A 26,308-nucleotide genomic window follows, 5' to 3' on the forward strand; every position below is an offset into this window, starting at 1 on the left:
CGCCTCTCCCCGCCACGACGCACCATGGGGAGATGCCGATGCCCTCCTTCTCCGCCTCCACCGCCCCCGCCGGTCGCCGCCGCCCGGCGCTGACCGCCGTCACCGCCGTCGCTGTCGCCACGTTGCTGGCCGCCACCGGATGCTCCGGCTCGGGCTCCGGCAGCGGCGACCAGGGCGGGCAGAACAGCCAGAACAACCAAGACGGCCAGGACAGGGCCGACGCCTCCGCCGCGCCCAAGGACCTGACGTCCCAGAAGCTGGACTGGAAGGCCTGTCCGACCCCGTCGGAGGCCGAGGGCGGCGGTACGTCCCCGTCGCCGCTGCCGGGCGGCACCAAGTGGGAGTGCGCCACGATGACCGCCCCGCTCGACTACGCGAAGCCCACGGGCGCCACGATCCCGCTGGCCCTGATCCGGGCGAAGACGAGCGATCCGGGCAAGCGCATCGGCTCACTCGTCTTCAACTTCGGCGGCCCCGGCGGCTCCGGTGTGACCGGACTGCCCTCCTTCGGAAACGACTACGAGAAGCTGCGCACCCGCTACGACCTGGTGAGCTTCGACCCGCGCGGCGTCGGCCGCAGCGAGCCCGTGGAGTGCAAGGACGACAAGCAGCTCGACGCGTACTACGCCCAGGACATGACCCCGGACGACACCGCCGAGGAGAAGGCGTACGTGAACGGCCTCAAGTGGTACGCGAGCGGCTGCGAGCAGAAGTCCGGCAAGGAACTCCCGTACGTCGGCACCGTCAACGCCGCACGCGACATGGAGCTGATGCGCCAGGTCCTCGGCGACGACAAGCTCAACTACTTCGGCATCTCGTACGGCACCGAACTGGGCGGCGTCTACGCCCATCTGTATCCGAAGTCCGTGGGCCGCGCGGTCTTCGACGCCGTCGTGGACCCGAGCGAGACCTCCGAACAGGGCTCGCTCGGCCAGGCCAAGGGCTTCCAGCTCGCCCTCGACAACTTCGCGAAGGACTGTGTGAACCGCGGCGACAAGTGCACGCTGCCGGGCAGCACCCCGCAGCAGATCGAGGGCTTCATCGTCGCGCTGCTCGACCGGCTCGACAAGCAGCCGATCGCCGGCCTGGGCTCGCGCAAGCTCACCGAGACGCAGGCCACCAACGGCATTGCCCAGACGCTGTATTCGAAGGAGTACTGGCCGCTGCTCGAACAGGGGCTGGACGAGGCCGACGGGGGCAGCGGCGCGCTGCTGCTGGTCCTGTCGGACGCGATGAACGGCCGCGACGAGAAGGGCCGGTACAGCAACATCCAGGCGGCCAACGCGGCCGTCAACTGTGTGGACTCCAAGGAGCGCTACTCACTCGCGCAGACCAAGGCGAAGCTCCCCGAATTCCGCGCGGCGTCGCCGGTCTTCGGCGACTTCCTCGGCTGGGGCCTGCTCGGCTGCTCCGAGTGGCCGGTGCCGGGCGAGTGGGACAAGCCGGACGTCAGCGCGCCGGGCGCGGCCCCGATCCTGGTCATCGGCAACACCGGTGACCCGGCGACGCCGTACGCGGGCGCGCAGGCGATGGCGAAGGCGCTCGGCAAGGGTGTCGGCGTGGAGCTGACGTACGAGGGCCAGGGGCACGGCGCGTACAACGGGGGCAGTGCGTGCGTGCAGAACGCCGTGGACGGCTATCTGCTGAACGGCGACGTGCCGAAGGCCGGGACGGTCTGCAAGTGATGCGAGCGGGGTACGTGAGGGACGCGACGTACATGAGGCACGCGACGTACGTGAGGCCGTGCCCCGCCCCGCATACGTAGGAGGCCGGTCCACGAGATGCGTGGACCGGCCTCCTACATAGATTGCGTCACTCAGTAGATCGGCTTCTCCGGCTCGATCTGGTTGACCCACCCGACGACCCCGCCGCCGACGTGCACGGCGTCGGCGAAGCCCGCCGACTTGAGCACCGCGAGCACTTCCGCGCTGCGGACACCCGTCTTGCAGTTCAAGACGATCTTCTTGTCCTGCGGCATGTCCTGGAGCGCGTTCCCCATCAGGAACTCGTTCTTCGGGATCAGCTTGGCGCCCGGGATCGAGACGATCTCGAACTCGTTCGGCTCGCGCACATCGATCAGCTCGATGTTCTCGCCGTCGTCGAGCCACTCCTTGAGCTGCTTCGGAGTGATGGTCGAACCGGCCGCCGCCACCTGCGCCTCCTCGGACACGACGCCGCAGAAGGCTTCGTAGTCGATGAGTTCGGTGACGGTCGGGTTCTCGCCGCAGACCGCGCAGTCGGGGTCCTTGCGGACCTTGACCTGGCGGTACTGCATCTCCAGCGCGTCGTAGATCATCAGACGGCCGAGCAGCGGCTCACCGATGCCCGCGAGAAGCTTGATCGCCTCGTTGACCTGGATGGACCCGATCGACGCGCACAGGACGCCGAGAACGCCGCCCTCGGCGCAGCTCGGGACCATTCCGGGCGGCGGCGGCTCCGGGTAGAGGCAGCGGTAGCAGGGACCGTGCTCGGACCAGAAGACGCTCGCCTGACCGTCGAAGCGGTAGATCGAGCCCCATACGTACGGCTTGCCCAGCAGCACACACGCGTCGTTGACCAGATAGCGGGTGGCGAAGTTGTCCGTGCCGTCCACGATCAGGTCGTACTGGGCGAAGATCTCCATCACGTTCTCGGACTCGAGCCGCTCCTCGTGAAGAACGACCTTCACCAGCGGGTTGATGCCGAGGACGGAGTCACGCGCGGAAGCGGCCTTGGAGCGGCCGATGTCCGCCTGGCTGTGGATGATCTGCCGCTGGAGATTCGACTCGTCCACCTCGTCGAACTCCACGATGCCGAGCGTGCCGACACCGGCGGCGGCCAGATACATCAGCGCGGGCGAGCCGAGCCCGCCGGCGCCGACGACGAGCACCTTCGCGTTCTTCAGCCGCTTCTGCCCGTCCATCCCGACGTCCGGGATGATCAGGTGACGGGAGTACCTGCGGACCTCGTCAACGGTGAGCTCGGCAGCGGGCTCGACCAGGGGTGGCAGCGACACAGGGACCTCAACAGGGATTGGTCGGTTGGTCAGTACGTTTGTTCTTCAAGTAACACTGCCACGCGCCTTCTCATTCCGAGACACCCGGTCCGATCTGCGAGACGATTTCGTCCCAGTAGCCGGGCAGGGCCGCGAATGGGCTGTTCTGTCCCGTCCGCTCGTCATGATCGCTGCGGTCGGTGAAGAAGACCGTGCCCGCGCCCTGCCAGCGCGCGATCCTCATCGCCTCGTCCAGATGGCTGCGCGGCACCCCGTGGACGAGATGCGCGAAGCGCTCCGGCGGATGCTCCGCCGTCCACTCCGCCACCTGTGACCAGCGATAGTCGGTCCACGGCCCGCGGAAGGTGACCAACTGGTCGGCGATCTCGGCGTATCCGGGGTACGGATGTGTGCCGTGGCCGAGGACCAGATGGCCCCGGTAGGCGACGGTGTCCAGCGTCGCGGCCGTACGTCTGACGTCGGGGAGGTACGACGCCTGCGACGGACACCGGTCCAGATAGAAGCCGTCGACGCGGTACCAGTCGTGGAAGTCGTGCGCGTCGGAGACGATCTCGCCGAAGCTCCGGGCCCCGTAGGCGAGATCGAGATGCCCGAGCACCCGCACGCCCGCGTTCTTGAGCCGGCCCGCGGCTTCCAGACAGTGCGGGTCGGGCATGCTGCCGGGCCCGTCCGCGACGTTGAGCACCGCCCAGTGCAACGGCGTGCCGGGGCGCGTCAGTTCGGCCCACTCGACCGGGGCGAGCAGCGGATGCGCGTAACCGGGGATGCCGAAGCCGAGCCCGGCCGCCCCGGTGGCCGACAGACTGTCCCCGGTGGACGTCAGATGCGGCATGCCGCCTCCATCCAGATGTCGGCGAGCGATTCCTCCAGGTTGATACGGGGCCGCCAGCCGAGCCGGTCCCGCGCGGTGCGGACGTCGGCCTGCTGCCAGCCGCCGCAGCCGTCGGGGTACGGGAACGGGCCGGCGCCCAACTGCTCCGAGGGGTGCTCGCCGCGCTGCGGGCCGAGGGTGGCGTGGGTGGCATGGGTGGCGGCGTGTACGGAGCGTGGCGGGCCGCTGGGCGCGTCCAGTTCGTGCAGGGCGCCGCCGTATCCGGCGACCCGTGCGAGGACGGCGGCGGCGTCTCTGAGCCGGACCGCGCGCCCCGTACCGATGTTGACGACGCCCTGCGCGGCCGAGAGCGACGCGGCGTGCACCGCGCGGGCCACGTCGCGTACGTCGACGAAGTCGCGCTGCACGCCGAGGCCGCTGAGCTTCAGCTCGCCGTCGCCGGACTGCATCGCGCGGCGCATCGCCTCGGCGAGTCTGCCGAGCGGGGAGCCGGCGGGCGTGCCGGGCCCGACGGGCGAGAAGACCCGCAGGACGACGGCGTCGAGCCCGGCGCCCAGCACCAGCTCGCTGGCGGCCAGCTTGCTCACCCCGTAGGGGCCGCCGGGCCGTGGCACGGCGTCCTCGGCGGTGGACGAGCCGGGCTGGGAGGGCCCGTACTCGGAGGAGCAGCCGAGCTGGACGAGGCGGGCGCCGCAGCCGCTGCGGCGCAGCGCCTCGCAGACGGTGGCGACGGCGACGGTGTTGTGCCGGGTCAGGTCGCGGGCGCCGCCGCGCGTGGCGCCGGCGCAGTTGATGACGACTCCGGGGTGGACGGCGTCCAGGAAGCGGGTGAGGGCTCCGGGACTGCCGCCGGCGAGGTCGAACCGTACGTCGGCGTCGTCGCCGCGGCCGAGTGCGGTCAGATGCACGGCCGGGTCGGCGAGCAGCCGGTCGGCGACGAAGCGCCCGAGGAAACCGTTGGCACCGAGCAGCAGGACCCTCATCGCGCGGCCCCTTGGTTCCGACGTGCCGGTGCTGGGGGTTGACGGGTCATGTTCTGTCGTCTCCTTAGAGGATGTTGCCGTGTGCTTCGGGTTACGCCCGCGGCGTCGGCTCCGCGGGAGGTCTGTGGGGTCCGGGGGTGTGGCCCGGACGGGGCGTGCGCCGGAGGTCGGTGGTCGGTGGTCCGCCGGTCAGGTATGGGCCGAGGCCCGGGGCAGTGCGACGGTGGCGTGGATCAGCAGGCCGAGCGCGGCGGCGCCGCAGGCGAGGGCCGGTACGGCTCCGGCTCCCCCCGCGTCGACAAGGGCCCGGACGGGGGCGGAGACGGTCTCGAGGCCGGGGACGCGGCCCGCCGTCGCGAGGACGAGGGCCAGCGCCTCGACGGCGCAGGCGGTGGCGAGGCCGGTCGCCGCGGCCTTCGGGAAGCCGTGGACGGTGAGCAGCTTGGCGAGGAACAGCAGACCGCCGAGGGCCACGGTGGCGCCGGGATGACTGGCGCCCGTGCCCCGGTCGCCGCCGACGAGGTGTTCGGCGAGGACGGCCAGCGCGGTCAGCGTGAGGAGATGGAGCACGAGCAGGCCGAGCAGCGGCGGCCGGGTGCGGGAGGCGAACTCGGCCAGTCCGCGGCTGCCGGTGAGCCCGCGCCGCGCCTGTAGGGAGATCAGATGGGCGCACCAGGCGGCGGGGACCACGGCGAACGCCAGGGCCAGGAGCGGCGCCGCCGCCTGCGTCAGGGGCGACGTCCCGTGCGGTGCGCCGCCGCCCGACAGACGCAGCAGCCCGTCTCCGTACAGCACGTACGCCAGCAGCCAGCACACCCACAGACGGGAGACGCGCGCGGTGTGGCCCTCGACGCGCAGCGGTCCGCGCCGGAGCGCGACGGTGAGCGCGATGGCGAGGGCGACGGCCCCCGCCACACCTATCGCGGACCGCGCCCCTTCACCGGTGCCGCCGGCCTCCCCCGCGTACCGCAGAGCGACGACGGCCAGGGCACACACGGCGCCCGGGAGCAGGGTGCGCAGCGCCCACCCGGCGCGCGGGTCGGTGGAGCGCGCCGGATGCGGGGCGGCTTCGGCGTCGGCGGTGTCCGCATCCGTGTCGGTGGCGCGCGGCACGCGCGCGTACAGCTCCTCCGCGAGGGAGAAGACGTCCCGGTGCCGGAAGCGCGCGGCCGCCCGGTCGGTGACGCCGTGCGCCTCCAGACCGGCGGCGATCTCCAGCGGGTCGACGGCGCGCTCGCACAGTTCGCGGTGGCTGTGCATCAGCGTCTTGACGGGGTCGGCGGGGCCCTGCCGCCGCGCGAGCCGGGTCGCTCCCCCGGGTGTGGTGCCCGCGTCAGACATCGCTCTCCCCCCGTGTCTGTCCGGCTCCCACGCCGACCGCCTCCGTAGGACGCGGCGCCCCGGCCACCCCGGACACCCCGGCCACCCCGGCCACCCCGGCCACCCCGGCCACCCCGGCCACCCCGGTCGCCCCGGACAAGGACAGGGGCGCGGCTACGGGCAGGGGCAGCGGCATCGATACGGGCGGCACCATCGGTACCGGCGACGGCATCGGTACGGTCCTGGCCTGTCCGGCGGTCCAGTGGCCGGGGACGTACGCCTCGGCCGGGTTGGCGAACGGCAGTGGTTCGCCGTGCGCGTCCACGGTCTCGGCCGGGCGCCGGACCGGGGCGTGCGAGATCAGCTCCAGATAGATGCCGCGGAACGCCGCCAGATTCTGCTCGACGGTGAAGAGTTCGAAGGCGCGCGCCCGCGCGGCGGCGCCCAGCCGTTCGCGCCGCTCCGGGTCGCGCAACAGCGCGACACAGGCGTCGGCGAGCGCCCGTGGATTGCGCGGGGGCACGACGAGCCCGGTGCCACCGATGACTTCCACGACCGCGCCGACGTCGGTGGAGACCGTGGCGCGCCCGCAGAACATCGCTTCGACCAGGCTGACCGGGAAGCCCTCGACGATGCTGGACAGGACGATCACCGCGCCCGCCGCGTACGCGTCCACCAAGTCCGGCGCGCCGGGCCCGCCGACCTCCTCGAAGGAGACGCAGTTGTCGCCCACGGCGTGCGCGCCGGCCGCCTCGTCGGGGAACAACTGGGCGGCCAGCGCGCGGCAGTGGGCGAGATACGCCGTCGCCTCCGTGCCCTGCGCCGCGGCGCCGATGATCCTCAGTCGGGCGGCGGGCTCCTCCTTACGGATGTCGGCGAAGGCGTGCAGCAGGGAGATGAGGTCCTTGGCGGGCTCGATGCGCCCGACCCACACCAGGGTGTTCGGATCACCGCCGTCACCGCCGTCACCGCCGTCACCGCCGTCGCCGCCGTCCTGGCCGCCCCTACCGGCCCCGGCGCTCCCGTCGCTCTCGCCCAGCGCCGCGAAGCGCTCCGTCTCCATGCCGGGGTAGACGGTGCGCAGTTTGGCGCGGTCGGCGCCGCAGCGCTCCTGCCAGCGTCTGGCGTGGGTGTTGCCGGGGGTGATGACGGCGGCCTGCCGGTAGACCTCGGCGGCGAGCCGGCCCTGGAAGGCCGCGAGCAGGGCGCGCACCGGCGCGCGCAGAGGCGCGTCACCGCCGGGTCCGGCGGCCAGGTAGTGGGCGCGCAGTTGCACGCCGTACTCGGTGACCAGCAGCGGAACCCCGAAGAAGCGCTTGGCCACCAGTCCCGGCAGGGCGGCGGATCCGCCCGTCGTCGCGTGACAGAGGTCGACGGCGCCAAGGCCGTCGTCGTCGTACCAGTCGAGGGCCAGCGGGCGCAGCGCGCGCTCCAACTGGTCGGCGAACACCAGGTAGTCGGGGACGGTGGCACCGCGCACGCTCCGGCGTGCACCGGGGGCGTGGCAGGCGGACTCCAGGATCCGTACGGCGGCCTCCGAACGCAGGGCCGTGGCCAGACCGCCGTGCTCGTGCGCCAGCTCGGCGAGCCCGTACAGCCCTTCGGCGAAGGCGCTCGTGCCGCGCGCGTCGCCGTCGGAGTCGCCGTCGCCCTCGCGTCGCGCGCTCTCCGCGGCCGGCCCGTCGGGGGTGCAGACGGCGTTGATCAGATCTCCGAAGTGCGCCACGAAGCGCCGTCGCTCACGCCGTCCGTACGCCCTCCCGTCCCCCTGCGCCGACCAGAGGGCCGCCGTGCGCACCCGCTGTACGGAGGGCGGCAGTTGGATCCAGCCGTTGCCCTCCTGGTGGGCGCTGCGACTGAGCGCGTAGATGTCGAACTCGTGCTGTGTGAGCCCGCGTACGAGCCGGTCGCACCACAGCCTGGACTCACCCGTCGCATACGGGTAGCCACCGTCCGTAAGCAGTCCGATCCGCACGAGCACACCCCCGATCTCCCTTGTGGGAAGCCGCCGTTGGATCGGCGACTCGCAGCGGGACGACCGTAAGCGGACATGACGGTCGAACGGCGGACGGTTGTCCGTCGCACCACCAGAAGGGGTGAATGCACGTAACTTTCCCACCACGACAGCGTTCCGTCGCGGTAAGGGGTCAGTCGGTCACGCTGCGTCAAGCTGCGGCCGATGCCTCAACTACCCGGAAACACCCAGGGGTTGGCCTTGCACTTGACGCCGTCGAGATCGAGCGTCTTGGTCTGCTGCTGCATCACGGGGGCGAGCGAGCCGGGTGTGCTACAGCTCACATGGCCGTGTCCGAGCCGGTGCCCGACCTCGTGGTTGATCAGCATCTGCCGGTAGGTGTGCATCGCCTTGGGGCCGTAGGTCTTGGCCCCCCGCGCCCAGCGGTACGCGTTGATCATGACGCGGTCGGTCGCGGCGGAGTCGCAGGACACGTTGTCGACGGTGGTGTCCAGACCGGACTTGGCGCACCACTCGGCCGTGGTCCCGGGGCTCGCCAGCGTGATCACGAAGTCGGGCGAGCCGCCGGCGATCCGCTCGAAGGTCATGGCCCCGTCGTGGGCCCAACTCCGGTCGTCGTTCAGGGTTTTCTGTACGGCGTCGGCGAACAGCTCCTTGTCGAGACCGAGGCCCTTCTCGACATCGATCCGATAGCGGATCTTCTTGCCCTCGCCGGGCGCCTTCACCAGTCCCGGCACCGCCCCGAACTCGCCCGAGCCCTTCAGATCGGCGGCCAGCGGGAACTGCTTGGTCATCAACTGGCTGTAGGTGGGCGGCACCGCCGGGGCCTCGACCGCGGGCTCCTGCGGCGTCGGCCTGCCGTCCGAGCGCGAGGCCGCGTCATCCCCGTCGCGGGCGAGCCCGCCGGGGGGCCCCGCGTCGGCCCGGGAGCCACCGCCGTCCCTGACCTGGCCGGCCACCACGACGGCGAGCACCGTGATCACCGCCGCCGCGGCGATCCCGGTGAAGGTACGCCCCAGACCGCCCCTGGCGGGCCGCTCGCCGTCGCTCCCGGCGCTCCGGTCGCCCTCGGGGTCCGGGACGGCCTCGCCGTCGTCGTCGCGGTCGGAGCCGCGGCCCGAGCCGTCGGCGGAGCCCACGCGGGGCCCGCCGCTCTCGTCGTCCCGGTCGGTGCCGGGGGCGTACGGATCGGGACGCCACCGCGTGGAGTCGACGCCCCTACCGACGCCGACGCCGCCGGCGACACCCAGTCCGGCGGCGACACCGGTTCCGTACGGAAGGGGCGGCGCGTCGAAGGCGTCGATGAACTCACGGCGCGGCCCCGGCACCCGGCCCTGCCCCTGCGGCTGCTGCGGACCCCGTGGCCCGCCCCGGTCCGGCGAGCCGTCGCCCTGCCAGTCCCCGTAGCGCTGCTGCCCGCCCCAGCCGCCACCCGGCTCACGGTGCTCGGGATGCCCGCCACGCACCTGCGGCACGCCCTGCGCGGGGGTGCCGTACGCCGGCGCCGCATGGTCCCGCTCGCCGCGAGGTGGCGCGGGGGGCGCCTCCTGCCCGCCGGCCACGGGGCCGCTCGCGGGGGAGGCGCGTTTCTTGCGGTCGGATCCCTGGGGTGCGGGGCCTTTACGGCTGTGTCGTCCCACGCCCAGGATCAGCTCCCGCCACTGTCGTTGTCACCGTCGTCGCCGTCGTCCCTCACGAGCGCCCCGCCCCTACCGTCACTACGGCCGGCGCGGTCGTTCGTCTCATCTGTCATCTCACCAGCCGTCGCGCCCGCGTCGCCCGTCGCCCCGTCCGACTCCCGGATGAGACTCCGCGCGGCCTCGGCGACCGCCTCGGGATACTCCATCATGGCAACATGCCCGGCGTCCGGAAGTGTCAGGAGCCGGGAATCCCGGAAGGCGGCGGACGCCTTCCGTGCCATCCGGTATCCGACAAGCCGATCCCGCCCTCCGTAGACGAGCAGCGTCGGCGCGAGGACCCGCTCGGCCTGCCGCCAGAGCCCCTGCTGTCCACCGAGGGTGTACGCGTCGACGATGCCCCGCGCGGAGCGGGTCATCGCCTCCCAGAAGTACGGAAGACTCTGCCGCCGCTCCATCTCCTGCACCGCGTGCCGCAGCGCTTCCTCGGAGACCCGGCCGGGGTCTCCGTAACACAGGGCCAGCACCCCGCGTGTGCGCTGCTCGGCCGTCCACTCGCGCGTCATCCGGCCGAACAGCGCGGCGACACCGGGCACGGCCAGCAGGGCGGTCGGCAGGGCGTCGCGCTGCACGCGGATCTCGGGGAGCGCGGGCGAGACGAGGGTGAGCGTGCGCACCAGGTCGGGGCGGGCGGCGGCGATCCGGGTCGTGACGGCGCCGCCCATGGAGTTGCCGAGGAGATGCACGGCGCCGTGGCCACGCGCGTCGAGCAGCCGGATCACGGCCCGCGCGTGGGCGGTGATCGAGTAGTTGCGGTCCCCCGGCGGCGGTGAGTCGCCGAAGCCGGGCAGGTCGACCGCCTCGCCGTCGACCACGTCGGCCAGCAGCGGCATCAGGTCGGACCAGTTCTGCGAGGAGCCGCCGAGACCGTGCACGTACAGCGCGCGCGGCAGCCCGGTGCGCGTGGGGGGCCGTGAGCGCACGTGCAGGCTCAGCCCCGGCAGGGCCACCGTGCGCAGCCGCTCACCGTCGGCGACCCGGACGGTGCTCACGCGCGGGAGGGCGGCGAGGGTTTCCGGCAGCTCGGTCGAAGACATGCGGGCAATGTTACGAGACGATCACGTGCCGGTTCGCGTGTTCACCGTCACAGGACACATAGCGTCTCGGGTCCGTACCTCCTACCCTCGTAAGTACGCGTAGGCATTCGCCTCATTTCGCGAACGGTAGACGCGCGAATGGAAGACGGAAGACGACCGGAGAAGGAAAGGGCGGCGCCCCATGGCGGCGGACCCGAGCGACCCGGACACATTCGCGAACGACACCGACGAAGAAGAACCGACCGCCGGGACGGATTACGGCGCACTCGAGGAAATCGACGAGGAGACGCCGGAGGCCGACGCCGCCGAGCAGCACACGGACGTGCGGCCGGAGGGCGACGATCCACCGGCCCCTGTCGGTACGACCGAGGCCGACGAGGCGGACGCCGCCGAGCAGGCGCGTATCGTCTCCCAGGACGAGGACGACTACCGCTGAGCGACCGCCCAGGACCGGGTTCGCCTTTTGTCAGCATTGGATACTTTTCTCCGCCGCCGCCTGTGAGGCCGGACGGATATCCGGCTCCCCGACCGTCCGGTCCGTGAAATTCTGCGACCTGACCACGCACAGCCGGGTTACCCAAAAGTACGATGGCAAGGCGGCGCACAGCGCGCACGAACGATTCTGGGAGGCGGCGTGACAGCCATAGAGCAGACCGAGGCGGCGCGCCCGCGAGGCACGCGCCTGCCACGCCGCGCTCGACGCAATCAGCTTCTGGGCGCGGCTCAGGAAGTCTTCGTCGCACAGGGTTACCACGCCGCGGCGATGGACGACATCGCGGAGCGGGCCGGCGTCAGCAAGCCCGTCCTCTACCAGCACTTCCCGGGGAAGCTGGACCTCTATCTGGCACTGCTCGACCAGCACTGCGAGGCGCTGCTGCACGCGGTGCGTACGGCCCTGGCGTCGACGACCGACAACAAGCTGCGCGTCGCGGCCACGATGGACGCGTACTTCGCCTACGTCGAGGACGAGGGCGGCGCGTTCCGGCTGGTCTTCGAGTCCGACCTGACGAACGAACCGGCCGTGCGCGAGCGCGTCGACCGGGTGGCGCACCAGTGCGCGGAGGCCATCTCCGACGTGATCGCCTCGGACACGGGCCTCTCCAAGGAGGAGTCCATGATGCTGGCCGTCGGGCTCGGCGGCGTCTCCCAGGTGGTGGCCCGCTACTGGCTCTCGAGCGAGTCGGTCATCCCGCGCGACAAGGCCGTGGAACTTCTCACCTCCCTCGCCTGGCGCGGCATCGCCGGATTCCCGCTGCACGGCAGCGAGCAGCACCCCGGCGCCTGACCCCTGTCCGTGTTCGCTGCGGGCGTGCCCCGCCACCGTCCTGAGCACTCTCCCGCCGGGCTAATGTGTGCTGCGTACCGCGCGGTTGACCGCGCAACGCACCGACCGTTCGGAGGGACATAGCGGTGGAGGTCAAGATCGGCGTGCAGCACACGCCCCGCGAGATCGTTCTGGAGAGCGGGCAGTCCGCCGAGGAGGTCGAGAGCGCCGTCGCCGACGCACTCGCCGGCAAGGCGAAGCTGCTCAGCCTCACGGACGAGAAGGGGCGGAAGGTGCTCGTACCGGCCGAACGCATCGCGTACGTGGAGATCGGCGAGCCGACGACACGACGAGTGGGCTTCGGCGCTCTCTAGGGCACGACCCGGGCCCTGTCCGAGACGGCGCGACAGCATCACAGCGACGAAGGAGTGGCCCGGCGGGATCTCCCGCCGGGCCACTCCTTCGTCGTCTCTTCGGATCGCGGAGGGTTGCCTCACGCACACTCCGGGTAGACCGGGCTACGACCGAATTGCCCAGCGCGCTTGGTGAGGTGATCAGCAGTGATCTTCGAAGCTCTCGGTGCGATCCTGCTCGGACTCGGTGCCTCGTGGGCCGCGATCCAGCGGCTGCCCCACCGGCTCCCGTCCCGCCGCCTCGTGCTCGCGGCGGGGTCCTTGGGCTCCCTCTTCGGCGCGGTGCTCACCCACGCGGCGCTCGGCCCCGGTCATGTCGTCGCGACGCTGATCGGCGCGGTGGCCGTGGGGACGGTCCTGCTGTCGCTGCTGCTGCGTCCCGCGGGCCGCGGTCTGCGTCGGCCGATGCCCTCCTGACACCGACCCCCGCCGATCCCCCGGCCCCGCCGATCCCCCGGCAGGGACACAGCCCTCGACCCCAGGGCCCCCGCCGCCGGAGAACAGCCTCAGGCGGCCAGTCCCAGCGCCGCCATCCGCTTGGTGTGCGCCTCGGTGATCCGCGAGAACATCCGGCCGACCTCGGCCAGGTCGAAGCCGTCCGCGACCCCGCCCACCAGCATCGTCGAGAGCGCGTCCCGGTCCGCCACCACGCGCTGCGCCTGCGACAGCGCCTCGCCCATCAGCCGCCGCGCCCACAGCGCGAGCCGCCCGCCGACCCTCGGTTCGGCCTCGATCGCCGCCCGGACCTTCTCGACCGCGAAATTGCCGTGCCCTGTGTCATCGAGCACAGCGAGCACCAGACCTCGGGTGTCGGAGTCCAGCCGCGCGGCCACCTCGCGGTAGAAGTCGCTGGCGATCGAGTCGCCGACGTACGCCTTGACCAGGCCCTCCAGCCAGTCCGACGGTGCGGTCTGCCGGTGGAAGTCGTCCAGCGCGGCGGCGAAGGGATCCATGGCACCCGTGGGATCGGCGTCGATTTCACCGAGCCGGTCGCGCAGCCTCTCGAAATGGTGGAATTCGGCGGAGGCCATCTTCGCGAGTTCCGCCTTGTCGTCCAGTGTCGGTGCGAGTTTGGCGTCTTCGGCAAGCCGCTCGAAAGCCGCCAGTTCGCCGTAGGCGAGTGCCCCGAGCAGATCCACGACCGCGGCCCGGTACTTCGGATCGGCGGAGGCGGTCGCCCAGTCCTGGGCGGCGATCCCGGTGAGTTCCGAGGGTGCGGAGCCAGGTACGGATCCAGCGGCGGAGCCGGGTGCGGACTCGGGCGCAGTGGCGTTGTCAGACGTCTCCATGGAGCGCACAATAGCCCGCTCCGCGCACCCCGTAAGGGCCTGGTCAGAGACTGCCGTCATACCGATCCGACGAATTCGTCCAACACACATGCGCGATTCCGGGGTACAGTGGTAATGCGCCTGCCGAGTATTCGGTGGGCCATCGCAGTGTTTGACCGGGAGATCTGTCCCGGACAGGCCCCATGAGGATGCCCGGTCGGTGGCCCGATCGGCTCCGACCCCGACCGCCCTCCGCGCGGATCGTACGCACAGCAGCGTATGTCCGCAGATGAGGGGCCCCCTCAGCGGCACGAGCGCTCGAGCGACGGCAGTGGTCCCGCGCCATCCGGCCAATCCACGGCCGGCCGAGTACCCAGGTGCGGTACGACCCCCAGCGTTCGCCTCGCGTCGCGTCTCACAGAAGAGGCAGCACCCTGACTACGACTTTCCGAGACCTCGGAATCCTCCCCGAGACAGCCGAAGCGCTTGAAGCCGTCGGCATTCTGTCTCCGTTCCCCATCCAAGAGATGACCCTCCCGGTCGCACTGTCCGGCAAGGACGTGATCGGCCAGGCCAAGACCGGCACCGGCAAGACGCTGGGCTTCGGCCTGCCGCTCCTCGAGCGCGTCACGGTCCCCGCCGACGTCGAGGCGGGCCGGGCGGCTCCCGAGCAGTTGACCAACGCCCCGCAGGCCCTCGTGGTCGTCCCCACCCGCGAGCTGTGCCAGCAGGTCACCAACGACCTCCAGACCGCCGGCAAGGTGCGCAATGTGCGCGTGCTGGCGATCTACGGCGGCCGTGCCTACGAACCGCAGGTCGAGGCCCTGAAGAAGGGTGTCGACGTTGTCGTCGGCACTCCGGGCCGGCTCCTCGACCTGGCGGGCCAGCGCAAGCTCGACCTGTCGCATGTGCGCGGACTCGTCCTGGACGAGGCCGACGAGATGCTCGACCTGGGCTTCCTGCCCGACGTCGAGCGGATCATCCAGCTCCTGCCGGCGAAGCGCCAGACGATGCTGTTCTCGGCGACCATGCCGGGCGCGGTCATCGGTCTCGCCCGTCGCTACATGTCGCAGCCGACGCACATCAGCGCCACGTCGCCGGACGACGCGGGCGCGACCGTCGCCAACACCACCCAGCGGGTCTACCGCGCCCACTCCATGGACAAGCCGGAGCTGGTCGCGCGCATCCTCCAGGCCGAGGGCCGCGGGCTCGCGATGATCTTCTGCCGTACGAAGCGTACGGCCGCCGACATCGCGGACCAGCTCGCCCAGCGCGGCTTCGCCTCGGGCGCCGTCCACGGCGACCTGGGACAGGGGGCCCGTGAGCAGGCGCTGCGCGCCTTCCGCAACGGCAAGGTGGACGTTCTCGTCTGTACCGATGTCGCCGCTCGCGGTATCGATGTCGAAGGCGTGACGCACGTCATCAACTACCAGTCGCCCGAGGAGGAGAAGACCTACCTCCACCGCATCGGCCGCACAGGCCGCGCGGGCGCGTCCGGCATCGCCGTGACGCTGGTCGACTGGGACGACATCCCTCGCTGGCAGTTGATCAACAAGGCGCTGGACCTGGGCTTCCCGGACCCGCCGGAGACGTACTCGACCTCGCCGCACCTCTTCGAGGAGCTGAACATCCCCGCGGGGACCAAGGGCATCCTGCCGCGTACGGACCGGACGCGTGCCGGTCTGTCGGCGGAGCAGGTCGAGGACCTGGGCGAGACGGGCGGCCGTGGCCGTAAGTCCGCCGCCGGTCCGTCCTCCTCGGCGCGGACGGCCGCCGCCGTGAAGGAGGAGCGCCCGGCGCGGACGCGTCCGCCGCGGCAGCGCCGCCGTACCCGCGGCGGGACTCCCCTGGAGGCCGGCGAGGCGCAGGGCGTGACGGCGACGGACCCGGCGGCGACGGGAGCGGTCGACACCGCCGAGGGCGCCGACGGCACCGAGCCGCGTATCCCGCGTCGTCGTCGGCGTACGCGCGTGGGCGTGCCCGCCGAGGCGGTCGCCGCGGTCGGTACGGCCGTGGCGGACGTGTTCGTCGAGCCGTCGGCCGAGCCGAAGGCCGACGCCGCCGCCGCCGAAGACGAGGTGGTCACCAAGCCGCGCCGTCGTCGTACGCGCGCCGCCAAGCCCGCTGTCGACACCGTCGAGGCCGTGGCCCCGGCCGCCGACACCGACACCGTCGCCGAGCCGAAGGCCGAGACCAAGCCCCGGCGCCGTACGCGCGCCAAGGCCCCGGTCGAGGTCGAGACGGCGGAGGCCGAGGCCCCCGTCGCCGAGGCCAAGCCGCGCCGCCGCCGTACCCGCGCGGCGGTCGCCCAGCCCGAGAGCTGACACCGCACAGCACACACCGATGGCCCGGCCCCCGCGAGGGGTGCCGGGCCGTCGGCGTATACGCGTGCCTCAGTAGGAGGGTGTCTTCGACGCCCCTGCCGGGTGAGGCGGTCGTCGGCGTGGGGTCTTAGGCTCGTCGCATGAGCCGGCCGCCCACGTTCACTCCCCCGTCCTGCGCCCGCGCGCTCCAGATGCCGACGCGGCGCGGGCCCTTCGCCGTGCTCGACGCCCGCCCCGAGGGGACGCCACGGGGCACCGCGCTGCTGCTGCCCGGATACACCGGCAGCAAGGAGGACTTCATCGCGATGCTGGAACCGCTCACCGCGGCCGGCTACCGCGTCGTCGCCGTGGACGGCCGCGGGCAGTACGAGTCCGCCGGCCCCGACTCCCAAGAGGCTTACGCCCAGCAGGAGTTGGCGGCCGACGTGCTGGCGCAGTCGGCGGCGGTCGGCGCCCCGGTCCATCTCGTGGGGCACTCGCTGGGCGGGCAGATCGCCCGTGCCGCCGTCCTGACGGACCCGGAGCCGTTCCTGACGCTGACGCTGATCTCCTCGGGCCCCGCCCGTATCGCGCCCTCCCAGCAGGAGCGTGTACGGCTGCTGAGCGAGGCCCTGGAGCTGACGCACATGGACATGGAGCAGGTCTGGGCGGGCATCCGCGCGATGGAGCCGCCGGAGGAGACGGATATCGACGGCGGCAGCGCGGATCTGCACCGTCGCTGGCTGGGCCACAACCCGGCCCAACTGATCGCCACGGGGCGGCAGTTGACGGTGGAGCCGGACCGGGTGGCCGAGCTGGCAGCCGTACGGAATCTGCCAGTTCACGTGATGTCCGGCGAGCGGGACGACACCTGGCCGGTGCCGTTGCTCGACGACATGGCGCGCCGACTGGGCGCGCGCAGGACCGTGATCGAGGGTGCCGAGCACTCGCCGAACACCGATCAGCCGCCGCGTACGGCCGCCGCGCTCAGCGCCTTCTGGGACAGCCCCCGGAGCTGACCGGAGCTGACCCGGAACGACCGGCACTGAGCACCTGGAAGACTCAGAACTGCGCCTGAAGGTGCTGCCAGAACCCGTCACGCAGCGCCCGCCGCAGCACGGCGTGCCCGCGCAGCGAGCGTTGCAGCAGCTTCTCCGCCTCGATCAGCAGATCCTGGTCCACCGGCCCCGGCAGATACGGATGGCCGGGCAGCAGCTCGGCCATCGCCACCCGCCCGCGCCCCACCAGCCACGTCGCGGCGATCTGCGCGCCTATGAAGCGCACCTGTTCGCGCGAGGGCGGCGGTTCGCCCTCGTTCTCGTACGTGGTGACCGGCCGCCGTGTCACATACGGCCTCCAGAAGTCGAGGTCGAAGGTGCGCTGGCTGTCGACCTCCCACAGAAGCGGCTCCGCCTGGTTGCGCCCGTCGCCGGCCTCGATGCCCCAGAGATGGACGCGCGCGCCGTATCCCTGCGCCGCCTCGACGGCGGACACCAGGTCCTCGTCGCCACCCACGAGCGCGGCGTCGCTGATCGCGCGGTGCCGGGCGAGCGATTCAAGATCGGTGCGGATCAGCGAATCGACGCCCTTCTGCTGATTGTTGGCGTTGAGATTGCCGAGACGGACCTTGACGTCGGGCAGCTCGGCGATGGACTGCTGCTCGGGCGTGTGGATACGCCGCCGCGCGCCGTCGTACCAGTACACGCGCAGCAGCCTGCTGTCCGCGAAGATCGTGCGCGCCTTGTCGATGAACGCCTCGATGAGCCCTTCGGAGTCGAGATCGAAGGCCCGTCGGTCCTCGGTACCCGCCACCAGTAATCCGGCCGCAGCGTAGACGTAACCCGCGTCGACGAAAATGGCGTGGGTGGACGGGGTCTTCGCGACCTCGGCGAGCATCCGCTGGAGCAGTTCGTTCGTGCGCTCCAGGCGGGCGCCGACCTCGGCGATGTCGGGGTTGAACCATGCCTCGCTCATACGGTGCCCATTGTCCGTGGACACGGCCGTACCCGCCAGTAGTCAACGACCTGAAAACTTTCCTTAGTGTAGGGAATGTTTGCAGAGGGCAAGGCGTTGTGGCCTTATGTAATCAACGACGGACCAACCGTCACACACAGTTCTCCTACGGAGGATCAGACGAAGGGAGAAGCGATATGCGCTTCGAAATCATGCGACTGAACGATGCTGACGGCACCGCCGTCGACAGCACCGTCGTGGACGCCGCCTCCGTCAATCAGATCGTGCAGCAGGCCGCCTCAACAGGGCAGCGCCTCTATATCCGGCCGGCCGTCACCACGGCCTCGTAATTCCAGGATCGATCCCTCGGATCTGATCCACTGATCGGCACCTGTCGAGACGCCCCCGTACGGATGGTCCGTACGGGGGCGCTTTGGTCTCACGCGGCCCGCACGACCTGGGTGACGCCGTTGATGATCTGCTGCACGGCGATGGCCGAGAGCATCATTCCGGCGAGCCGGGTCACCAGCACCACACCGCCGTCCTTGATCAGCCGGATGATCACCAGCGAGTAGCGCATCGTCAGCCAGAGCACGGCGTGCATCGCCACGATCGCCGCCCATACCGACACCTGCGCCGCCGCGCCGTCGGCGTGCTGGACGGCGAGGATCACGGAGACGATCGCGCCGGGCCCCGCCAGGAGCGGCATCCCGAGCGGTACGAGGGCGACGTTGACGTCCTTCGTCTGCTTGGGCTCGTCGCTCTTGCCGGTGAGCAGATCGAGCGCGATGAGCAGCAGGAGCAGTCCGCCCGCGATCATCAGCGCGGGGACGGACACATGCAGATAGTCGAGGATCTGCTGGCCGAGGATGCCGAAGACGGTGATCACACCGAAGGCGACGGCCACCGCCTGCCAGGCCATCCGGCGCTGGACCTTGGCGGGGCGCCCGGAGGTGAGGGCGAGGAAGATCGGTGTGATCCCGGGCGGGTCCATGATCACGAAGAGGGTCAGGAAGAGAGAGCCGAAAACGGCGGCGTCGAACACGGTGTGCCCTTGCGAGGAGTGGGCGGACGGAACACGGGGCTCGGCTCCGGCGAGCGAGGGCTCGGGAGCCGTGCGGAGCGCGTACGCGGAGGTACGGGGACGACGGGGGCGGGTACAGGCCCTCGGGCACGCGGACAGGCGGAACGGGCGGTGGAACAGGCGCCGTCGAACAGGCGGCGCGGAACGAGCGCTTACGCGTGTCCGCCCGTACCGGGCACCGGGAACGCGCCCGAAGCGCGCCGGACGATCTCGCCGTAGATCTCCGGGTCCGTGCTGTAGTCCCCGAGCCGGACGGTCTTGCGGCTGCCGTGGTAGTCGCTCGACCCGGTCGTGAGCAGGCCCAGCTCGGCGGCGAGTCCGCGCAGCCGCGCGCGCGTGGGCTCGTCGTGGTTCATATGGTCGACCTCGACGCCGTCCAGCCCCGCCTCGGCGAGCCGCGCGACGGCCGCCTCGGTCACCACCGCGCCACGGGTCACCGCGAGCGGATGCGCGATGACGGTGACGCCGCCGGCTGCCTTGACCAGCCGGACCGCTTCGAAGGGGTCCAGCTCGTGCCGGGGCACGTGCACCCGGCCGTGGTCGGAGAGCCACTGGGAGCTGAACGCCTCGTCGACCGAGCCCACGATGCCCAGTTCGACGAGCGCCGACGCGATGTGCGGGCGGCCGATCGAGCCGTCCCCGGCGATGCGGGTGACCTGCTCCCAGGTGATCGGCACGCCGAGTTCCTGGAGCTTGGCCACCATCGCCCGCGCGCGCGGCACCCGGTCGTCGCGCACCAGCTCGCGTTCGCGCAGCAGTTGGGGCTCGTCGGCGTCGAAGAGATACGCCAGCATGTGCAAGCTCACACCGTCGGTCCGGCAGGAAAGCTCCGCGCCGGTGACGAGAGTGAGGCCGGTGTCGAGATCGGCGAGGGCCTTGACGGCCTCGGCATGGCCCCGGGTGGTGTCGTGATCGGTGAGCGCGACGACGTCGAGACCGGCGGCGGCGGCGTTACGTACCAGATCGGCCGGGGTGTCCGTACCGTCCGACGCCGTGGAGTGGGTGTGCAGGTCGATGCGCACGACGCGTACTCCAGGGCTCGGGCAGGCAGGGGACGCTCCAGGATAACGGGCGTACGGGGCGCTCCCGGCCGCTCCCCGCCCCGGGGCCCTCCGCCCCCGTCAAGGCCCGTCAGGCTCCCGGCCGGCTCAGCAGACGCGGGGACAGCGCCCCGCACGGCAGCAGATCCACCTCGGCGCCCGCGTCGCGCAGATCGGTCAGCACCAGCTCGTCGTACATCAGCAGCCCCGTCTGCTCCGGCCAGACGATCGCCCACAGCCACAGCCCCAGCGCCTCGCCCGCGAACACCGCGCGGTCGGGCGGGACGTCGGGCACGTGCCAGAGCGGGGTGGGGCGGCCGGCGGCCAGCAGTTTGGCGTGCGGGGGCTTGTCGGCGCAGATGTGCGGTCCCGGATCGGGTCCGTCGATCCCCGCGTACCGCGCGCCGAGGCCGACGCCCAGCTCCTCGGCGACCAGCAGCAGCTCCCCCGAGCCGCCGAGCGGGCCGGGTCCGGAGCACGCGACAGCGGTGGCCCGGCCGCCGCTGCGGTCGTCGCCCGCGTACGCCACACCGGTGTAGAGCCAGCCGACCGGGAGCGGCCAGGGCATCCAGACGGGGACCCGGGCGCGGTTCACCACGACTCCGAGGGCTTCGACGCTGGGCGGTATGACCGGCTGCATCGGATGGACCGTGCCGTGCGTGTCGCACTGCCAGGAGTCGGCGAAGAGACCGGGCGCCCTGACCCGGCCACCGCACTTCGGGCAACCTGGTTCGCCCCTCATAGCGCCCCACGGTCCTCCGCGGTCGTCCCCCCGTCAAGGACGATCACCCGTCCGGCACAGAACCCTGGCAAATACCGGCGGCCTGTACGAGACGGGTGCTCCTGCGGGCGGCGTACGAGGTTCAGCGACCGGCCGCGCTCCGGCGTACGCGGGTACGCGGGTACGCCGGCCCTCGGTCGGCCCTCGGTCGGCCGGCAGTCGGCCGTCAGTCGAGCGGGACCGAGCCGCGCAGCGGGTCGCGCAGGTCCGTCCCGTGCGTCAGCCACCGCTCCTGGAGCGCCTGCGCGCCCTTGACCCGCTTCCACGCGGCCTCGTTGGCCGTCATCGGGAGCAGCGGCAGAAACCGTACGGGCTCCAGTGGCTCGGCCAGTTCCAGATCGGCCACCAGCCCGCCGGACTCCGCGACGAGCACGGAGCTGAACGGCGCGCCCGGCCACAGGGGTTCACCGATCTCCAGGGACGCCCCCGGGGACACGACCAGCCCCTCGACCTGGGGCGACGCGGCCAGTACGGCGAGAGGGTGGAGCACCTTGTCGGTGTCGGCGAGCCCGGCGCGTACCGACAGGACCAGCTCGGCGCGCGGCCCCCGGTCCGGGTCGGGGACGACGACCGTGGGATCGGCCATCGGCCGCGCGGACATTCCCAGCGTGGCGTACCGCACGACGGCGCCGCCGCCGGACCCCGGGGACTCCCCCCAGTCGTCCCGGTCCCCCGTGTCGAGGAAGCGCAGCACCTCGACACGGTCCGTACCCACGAACGTCATCGCGGCGCGCGAATCGGGTTCGCCGAGCGCCGTACGCAACCGTGCCTCGACCAGAGAGAGAACTTCTGCCATCGGGCGAGCATAGAACGCCGTCTTAACGGGCAGGAGACGAAATTGGCCCTGATCGGCTGCTAGTCTGGGCCGCCGGTCGGGACAGCGCGCGTCAGCGTCGCTCTCCGGTCCCGACACACGTCATCCCCCACGGGGGACCGGCCGGAGGAGGTGGGGCTGCGGTGGATCGAAGTCACCCGGCCAGTACCAGCCGCTCTTCCTCGCGCTGTACCGCCTCTTACTGAGGCCCTGCCCCGTACAGGCCCGCGGCTCGTCGCACGACGGAAGAGCACTGCACCAGCACTGTTTTTGCCTGTCTGTAGCGAACGCCGTCACCGCGTCCTCGCGGTGCCGCCCGCTTTGCGGACGTATACGCGCCGCGTCGTGTCACGTCATGGCATGCCATCCGGATTCGATGGCCCGTCTGCACGTACGCGCGTCACGTCCCCGTTCCGGGCTGCGCCACGCCCCGCCGACGGCCTCTCCGTGAGGAGCCAGCCATGTCGATGATCCGTGACCTGCGTGCGGCGGTCCGTCCGTCCCTGCGCAAGAGCAACACCGCCTACAGCACGTACGACTCCACCCGTGACCCCTCGGCCTCCAGCGCCGTGGTCGACTGCGCCGTCTACCGCGACGGCCGCCGGGTGAAGGACGAGCCGTGCCTCACCCCGCACGAGGCGATGCTGGAGGTGCGCAAGGGCGGCGGCTTCGCCTGGATCGGCCTCCATGAGCCGACCGAGGCCGAATTCGCCGGTATCGCGGCCGAGTTCGGGCTGCACCCGCTCGCCGTCGAGGACGCCGTACACGCCCACCAGCGGCCCAAGCTGGAGCGGTACGACGACACCCTGTTCGCCGTCTTCAAGACCATCCACTACGTCGAGCACGCCGAACTCACCGCGACCAGCGAGGTCGTGGAGACCGGCGAGGTCATGTGCTTCACCGGCCGGGACTTCGTCATCACCGTGCGGCACGGCGGCAAGGGTTCGCTGCGGGCGCTGCGGCACCGGCTGGAGGAGGACAGCGAACTGCTCGCCAAAGGGCCGTCGTCCGTCCTGCACGCCATCGCCGACCATGTGGTGGACGGCTACATCGCGGTGGCCGCCGCCGTGCAGGACGACATCGACGAGGTCGAGATCGATGTGTTCTCGGCGCCCGCGAAGGGCAGCCCGCGCGGTTCGGACGCGGGGCGGATCTACCAACTCAAGCGCGAGGTACTGGAGTTCAAGCGCGCCGTGGCGCCGCTGCTGCGCCCGATGCAGTTGCTGAGCGAGCGTCCGATGCGGTTGGTCGAACCCGACGTACAGAAGTACTTCCGGGATGTCGCGGACCATCTGGCCAGGGTGCACGAGGAGGTCGTCGGCTTCGACGAGCTGCTGAACTCGATCCTCCAGGCCAATCTGGCGCAGGCGACGGTCGCGCAGAACGAGGACATGCGCAAGATCACGTCGTGGGCGGCGATCATCGCCGTACCGACGGCTGTCTGCGGCGTCTACGGCATGAACTTCGACCACATGCCGGAACTCGCGTGGAAGTACGGCTACCCGATGGTGCTGTGCGGCATCGCGGTCGTCTGTCTCACCATCCACCGGACGCTGAAGCGCAACGGGTGGCTCTAGGTCGTGTCCTGAGGCCGCCGAACGGCGGTCGGACACGGCTTAGGCTGCGGGCATGACAGAAACCGCCCCCGGCTCCCCGCTCCTCGGCACGGCGCTTGTCGAGGAGGCCACCAAGAAGTCCGGCCTCATCTGGGTACGGGCGGGCGGTCCCGCCCGTGCCCTGTGGCATGTCTGGCTCGACGGCGCCGCGCTGATCGTCGGGGACGGCAGCGGTGAGCAGCCCCTGCCGGGGCTGGTCGACGGCGCCACCGCCGAGGTGACCGTACGGAGCAAGGACAAGGGCGGGCGGCTGGTGGCCTGGACCGCGTCCGTCACGGAACTCACTCCTCGTACGCAGGAGTGGGAGGCGGCGGTCGCCGAGCTGAAGGGCAAACGGCTGAACGCGCCGGACTTCGACGCGATGACGGAGCGCTGGGCGCGCGAGTCGCGGGTGCTGCGACTGGAGCCACGCGACGCGATCACCGACATGCCGCGGGACTCGCAGGCGGCGGCGCCGCTGCCGACGTCGGCGACGACGCGTCAGAGCGCCCCGGCGGCGGTGCCGCGGCTGCTGTTCAAGCGGAGGAAGAAGCAGGGCTGACGAGCGGCGCGCCCCGGTCCGGTCATCCGGTCGGATACTCAGAACCGGTCAGGTGCTCGGCAGCGTGCTGCCGTAGTCGACCGTCTCACCCTTCGAGGGCGCCTTCAGCGGGAAGTCCTTGCCCCAGTCGCTGAGCGCCAGCGTCCCCGCGTCACCCGCGCGCGCCAGTCGCAGCGGATACGGCGTACCTTCCAGCGACACGTTCAGGGAACCGCCCGCGCCTTCGCTGCCGTTGACCTCGATGGTGCGTACGCCGCCGATCTCGGTCCGGTCACCCTTGCCGAGCTTGCCGTGCAGCCCCAGCAACCCGTCGAGCAGCAGGCTCTTGTCGGTGAAGCCCCGAAATTGCTTGTACGACGGATCGTCCTCGGGGACCTTCACGAACTTGTCGTCGAGCTTCTTCGCGGCCTCCGCGTCGGCCTCGCTGGGCTCGGCGCTCGCCCCGCCTTCGCCGCCCTTGCCGTCCGCGTGGGTCCAGAAGTCGGTGCCCGCCTTCAGGAACAGCTCGTCCTCGACGCGCAGCAGCTCGAACGTGCCGCCGCTCTCGGAGCTGACCGATCCGGTCCCGCCGGCCTCCTTGAGCGACATGTTGAGCTTGTACGTCTGCCCGTCGGTGACGACCGTGCCCGACAGCCGTACCGCGTCCGCGCTCTCGGCCGCCGACTTCGCCTTCTTCTCGATCCCGGCGGCCGTCAGTTTGCCGACGCCGTTCGTGCCGGCGTCCGGATCCTCGTCGCCGCCGCACGCCGTGAGCGCGAGGGTCATCCCGACGCTGAGTGCCAGCGGAACCGCGGCCCGGCAAAGTCGGGCGGAGGACCGAAGAAGGGTCACGAACGCACTGCCTCTCATGCGTGACGGGGAACGGCAGACCGCAGCGTACCCGTGCCGGGCACCCCCCTCGACAACGAGCCCCGGCGGCGGATCGCCCGTACCGTACGGACGGATCCACCAGGGCGGGACGGAGCGGTACGGGCTAGCCTGAACCCGTTGTCACGGTCGATAGAGGGACAGTCGGGGACAGTCACGGCAAGCCCACAACCAGGGCAGGACGCAGGGCGGGACAGAGCCGGCCGCGGACGAGGAGGAGCACATGATGGCGTCGGGCGCCTCCCGTGTCTTCGTCTCGCATCTCGCCGGGGTGCCGGTCTTCGACCCCAACGGTGACCAGGTCGGGCGGGTACGCGATCTCGTCGCGATGCTGCGCGTCGGCGGCCGGCCGCCCCGGCTGCTCGGGATGGTCGTGGAAGTGCTCAGCCGGCGGCGGATCTTCCTGCCCATGACACGGATCACGGGCGTCGCGTCCGGCCAGGTGATCACGACGGGCGTGGTCAACATGCGGCGCTTCGAGCAGCGCCCCACCGAACGGCTGGTGCTGGGCGAGCTGCTGGACCGCCGCGTACAGCTCGTGGAGAGCGGCGAGGAGGCGACGGTCCTCGATGTCGCCGTCGAGCAGTTGCCCGCGCGCCGCGAGTGGGAGATCGGGAAGGTCTTCGTCCGGCGCGGCAAGGGCGGCGCGCTGCGGCGGCGCGGCGAGACGCTGACCGTCGACTGGTCCGCCGTCACCGGCTTCACGCTGGAGGAGGACAGCCAGGGCGCGGAGTCCCTGGTCGCCACGTTCGAGCGGCTGCGCCCCGCCGACCTGGCCAATGTGATGCACCATCTGACGCCGAAGCGACGCGCCGAGGTGGCCGCCGCCCTGGACGACGACCGGCTGGCCGACGTCCTGGAGGAGCTGCCCGACGACGACCAGGTGGAGATCCTGGGCAAGCTCAACGACGACCGGGCCGCCGACGTCCTGGAGGCGATGGACCCGGACGACGCGGCCGACCTGCTGTCCGAGCTGCCCGAGGAGGACAAGGAGCGGCTGCTGGCGCTGATGCGGCCCGGCGACGCCGCCGACGTGCGGCGGCTGCTGGCGTACGAGGAGCGCACGGCGGGCGGTCTGATGACGACCGAGCCGATCGTGCTGCGGCCGGACGCGACGGTCGCCGACGCGCTCGCGCGGGTACGCCGGCGGGATCTGTCGCCCGCGCTGGCGGCGCAGGTCTACGTGTGCCGGGCGCCGGACGAGACGCCGACGGGCAAGTACCTGGGCACGGTGCACTTCCAACGGCTGCTGCGCGACCCGCCGTTCACGCTCGTCGGCTCGATCGTGGAGAGCGACCTGCCGCCCCTGGCGCCCGATACGCCGCTGCCCCAGATCACCGGCTATCTCGCCGCGTACAACATGGTGGCCGCGCCGGTCGTGGACGAGAGCGGGTCGCTGCTCGGCGCCGTGACCGTCGACGACGTCCTGGACCACCTGCTGCCCGACGACTGGCGGGAGACCGGGTTCCACGGCCTTCAGGAGGCCGCGAGTGAGCGCTGAGCGGCCGGAGAGGGACACGGCGAG

24 protein-coding genes and 2 pseudogenes are annotated in these 26,308 nt (G+C 71.5%); 11 read left to right on the forward strand and 15 right to left on the reverse strand.

What is annotated here, in order from left to right:
- Nucleotides 1-38: 38 nt before the first annotated feature.
- Nucleotides 39-1,685 carry an alpha/beta hydrolase gene (locus OG329_RS12820; RefSeq protein ID WP_405801801.1) on the forward strand — a complete coding sequence of 549 codons (1,647 nt, stop codon included), beginning with the start codon at nt 39-41 and terminating at the stop codon, nt 1,683-1,685.
- 131 nt (nt 1,686-1,816) lie between these two features.
- Here the strand turns inward: OG329_RS12820 and moeZ are convergent, their stop codons facing one another.
- The 8 genes and pseudogenes from moeZ to OG329_RS12860 form a co-directional block, all read right to left on the reverse strand.
- Nucleotides 1,817-2,995 carry an adenylyltransferase/sulfurtransferase MoeZ gene (moeZ, locus tag OG329_RS12825; RefSeq protein ID WP_405794984.1) on the reverse strand — a complete coding sequence of 393 codons (1,179 nt, stop codon included), beginning with the start codon at nt 2,993-2,995 and terminating at the stop codon, nt 1,817-1,819.
- Nucleotides 2,996-3,065: 70 nt separating this feature from the next.
- Complete coding sequence (locus OG329_RS12830; protein ID WP_405794986.1) at nt 3,066-3,827, reverse strand: spherulation-specific family 4 protein; 762 nt, start codon at nt 3,825-3,827, stop codon at nt 3,066-3,068.
- A pseudogene (locus OG329_RS12835) lies at nt 3,815-3,973 on the reverse strand (reductase); the annotation flags it as partial. The pseudogene OG329_RS12835 and the gene OG329_RS12830, both read right to left, overlap by 13 nt.
- 84 nt (nt 3,974-4,057) lie before the next feature.
- A pseudogene (locus OG329_RS12840) lies at nt 4,058-4,810 on the reverse strand (NAD-dependent epimerase/dehydratase family protein); the annotation flags it as partial.
- A 189-nt stretch (nt 4,811-4,999) separates the two neighbouring features.
- Nucleotides 5,000-6,151, reverse strand: a complete 1,152-nt coding sequence (locus tag OG329_RS12845) for a hypothetical protein (protein WP_405794988.1) — start codon at nt 6,149-6,151, stop codon at nt 5,000-5,002.
- On the reverse strand, nt 6,144-8,105 hold the full coding sequence (locus tag OG329_RS12850; RefSeq protein WP_405801802.1) for a DUF3492 domain-containing protein: 1,962 nt from the start codon (nt 8,103-8,105) through the stop codon (nt 6,144-6,146). Before OG329_RS12850 ends, OG329_RS12845 begins: the two co-directional genes overlap by 8 nt.
- Nucleotides 8,106-8,314: 209 nt before the next feature.
- Nucleotides 8,315-9,745, reverse strand: coding sequence for a DUF3152 domain-containing protein (locus OG329_RS12855; protein ID WP_405794990.1), 1,431 nt, complete (start codon nt 9,743-9,745; stop codon nt 8,315-8,317).
- A gap of 8 nt (nt 9,746-9,753) precedes the next feature.
- Nucleotides 9,754-10,839 (reverse strand): alpha/beta fold hydrolase, encoded by a 1,086-nt coding sequence (locus OG329_RS12860; protein WP_405794992.1) that lies wholly within the window; start codon nt 10,837-10,839, stop codon nt 9,754-9,756.
- Nucleotides 10,840-11,020: 181 nt separating this feature from the next.
- Between OG329_RS12860 and OG329_RS12865 the strand changes: the two genes are divergently transcribed.
- From OG329_RS12865 to OG329_RS12880, 4 genes are all read left to right on the forward strand, one after another.
- The gene (locus OG329_RS12865; protein ID WP_405794994.1) at nt 11,021-11,275 is read left to right on the forward strand and encodes a hypothetical protein; all 255 of its coding nucleotides are present in this window, start codon (nt 11,021-11,023) and stop codon (nt 11,273-11,275) included.
- Between the two features lie 198 nt (nt 11,276-11,473).
- On the forward strand, nt 11,474-12,124 hold the full coding sequence (locus tag OG329_RS12870; RefSeq protein ID WP_405794996.1) for a TetR/AcrR family transcriptional regulator: 651 nt from the start codon (nt 11,474-11,476) through the stop codon (nt 12,122-12,124).
- Between the two features lie 125 nt (nt 12,125-12,249).
- Entirely contained in the window at nt 12,250-12,477 is a 228-nt protein-coding gene (locus tag OG329_RS12875; RefSeq protein ID WP_023538836.1) for a DUF3107 domain-containing protein, read from the forward strand.
- A 186-nt stretch (nt 12,478-12,663) separates the two neighbouring features.
- The gene (locus OG329_RS12880) at nt 12,664-12,933 is read left to right on the forward strand and encodes a hypothetical protein (protein WP_405794998.1); all 270 of its coding nucleotides are present in this window, start codon (nt 12,664-12,666) and stop codon (nt 12,931-12,933) included.
- 89 nt (nt 12,934-13,022) lie between these two features.
- Here OG329_RS12880 and OG329_RS12885 read toward each other — a convergent pair whose 3' ends face one another.
- Complete coding sequence (locus tag OG329_RS12885) at nt 13,023-13,805, reverse strand: ferritin-like fold-containing protein (RefSeq protein WP_405795000.1); 783 nt, start codon at nt 13,803-13,805, stop codon at nt 13,023-13,025.
- Nucleotides 13,806-14,311: 506 nt separating this feature from the next.
- Between OG329_RS12885 and OG329_RS12890 the strand changes: the two genes are divergently transcribed.
- Both OG329_RS12890 and OG329_RS12895 read left to right on the forward strand, forming a co-directional pair.
- Complete coding sequence (locus tag OG329_RS12890; protein ID WP_405795002.1) at nt 14,312-16,108, forward strand: DEAD/DEAH box helicase; 1,797 nt, start codon at nt 14,312-14,314, stop codon at nt 16,106-16,108.
- Nucleotides 16,109-16,248: 140 nt separating this feature from the next.
- Nucleotides 16,249-17,106, forward strand: a complete 858-nt coding sequence (locus OG329_RS12895; RefSeq protein ID WP_405795004.1) for an alpha/beta fold hydrolase — start codon at nt 16,249-16,251, stop codon at nt 17,104-17,106.
- Between the two features lie 43 nt (nt 17,107-17,149).
- On the opposite strand, the gene OG329_RS12900 is transcribed toward OG329_RS12895, so the two are convergent.
- Nucleotides 17,150-18,061 carry an NYN domain-containing protein gene (locus OG329_RS12900; protein WP_405795005.1) on the reverse strand — a complete coding sequence of 304 codons (912 nt, stop codon included), beginning with the start codon at nt 18,059-18,061 and terminating at the stop codon, nt 17,150-17,152.
- 176 nt (nt 18,062-18,237) lie between these two features.
- Here OG329_RS12900 and OG329_RS12905 point away from each other — a divergent pair, with 176 nt between their 5' ends.
- Nucleotides 18,238-18,390, forward strand: a complete 153-nt coding sequence (locus OG329_RS12905; protein WP_187280063.1) for a hypothetical protein — start codon at nt 18,238-18,240, stop codon at nt 18,388-18,390.
- 89 nt (nt 18,391-18,479) lie between these two features.
- Here the strand turns inward: OG329_RS12905 and OG329_RS12910 are convergent, their stop codons facing one another.
- From OG329_RS12910 to OG329_RS12925, 4 genes are all read right to left on the reverse strand, one after another.
- A complete protein-coding gene (locus OG329_RS12910) occupies nt 18,480-19,085 on the reverse strand; it encodes a MarC family protein (RefSeq protein WP_405795006.1) in 606 nt (201 codons plus the stop codon).
- 191 nt (nt 19,086-19,276) lie between these two features.
- Nucleotides 19,277-20,146 (reverse strand): PHP domain-containing protein, encoded by an 870-nt coding sequence (locus tag OG329_RS12915; protein ID WP_405795008.1) that lies wholly within the window; start codon nt 20,144-20,146, stop codon nt 19,277-19,279.
- A 109-nt stretch (nt 20,147-20,255) separates the two neighbouring features.
- The gene (locus OG329_RS12920) at nt 20,256-20,906 is read right to left on the reverse strand and encodes a DUF6758 family protein (protein ID WP_405795010.1); all 651 of its coding nucleotides are present in this window, start codon (nt 20,904-20,906) and stop codon (nt 20,256-20,258) included.
- A 205-nt stretch (nt 20,907-21,111) separates the two neighbouring features.
- Nucleotides 21,112-21,741, reverse strand: coding sequence for a suppressor of fused domain protein (locus tag OG329_RS12925; protein ID WP_405795012.1), 630 nt, complete (start codon nt 21,739-21,741; stop codon nt 21,112-21,114).
- Nucleotides 21,742-22,220: 479 nt separating this feature from the next.
- Between OG329_RS12925 and OG329_RS12930 the strand changes: the two genes are divergently transcribed.
- Complete coding sequence (locus tag OG329_RS12930; RefSeq protein ID WP_405795014.1) at nt 22,221-23,336, forward strand: magnesium and cobalt transport protein CorA; 1,116 nt, start codon at nt 22,221-22,223, stop codon at nt 23,334-23,336.
- Between the two features lie 52 nt (nt 23,337-23,388).
- On the forward strand, nt 23,389-23,916 hold the full coding sequence (locus tag OG329_RS12935; RefSeq protein WP_405795016.1) for a hypothetical protein: 528 nt from the start codon (nt 23,389-23,391) through the stop codon (nt 23,914-23,916).
- Nucleotides 23,917-23,964: 48 nt separating this feature from the next.
- On the opposite strand, the gene OG329_RS12940 is transcribed toward OG329_RS12935, so the two are convergent.
- Nucleotides 23,965-24,681, reverse strand: coding sequence for a hypothetical protein (locus tag OG329_RS12940; RefSeq protein WP_405795018.1), 717 nt, complete (start codon nt 24,679-24,681; stop codon nt 23,965-23,967).
- Between the two features lie 328 nt (nt 24,682-25,009).
- On the opposite strand from OG329_RS12940, the gene OG329_RS12945 reads away from it, so the two are divergent.
- Nucleotides 25,010-26,284 (forward strand): magnesium transporter MgtE N-terminal domain-containing protein, encoded by a 1,275-nt coding sequence (locus OG329_RS12945; RefSeq protein ID WP_405801804.1) that lies wholly within the window; start codon nt 25,010-25,012, stop codon nt 26,282-26,284.
- Nucleotides 26,285-26,308 lie beyond the last annotated feature (24 nt).

It is taken from the genome of Streptomyces sp. NBC_01506 (assembly GCF_045040295.1).
Taxonomy (GTDB): domain Bacteria; phylum Actinomycetota; class Actinomycetes; order Streptomycetales; family Streptomycetaceae; genus Streptomyces.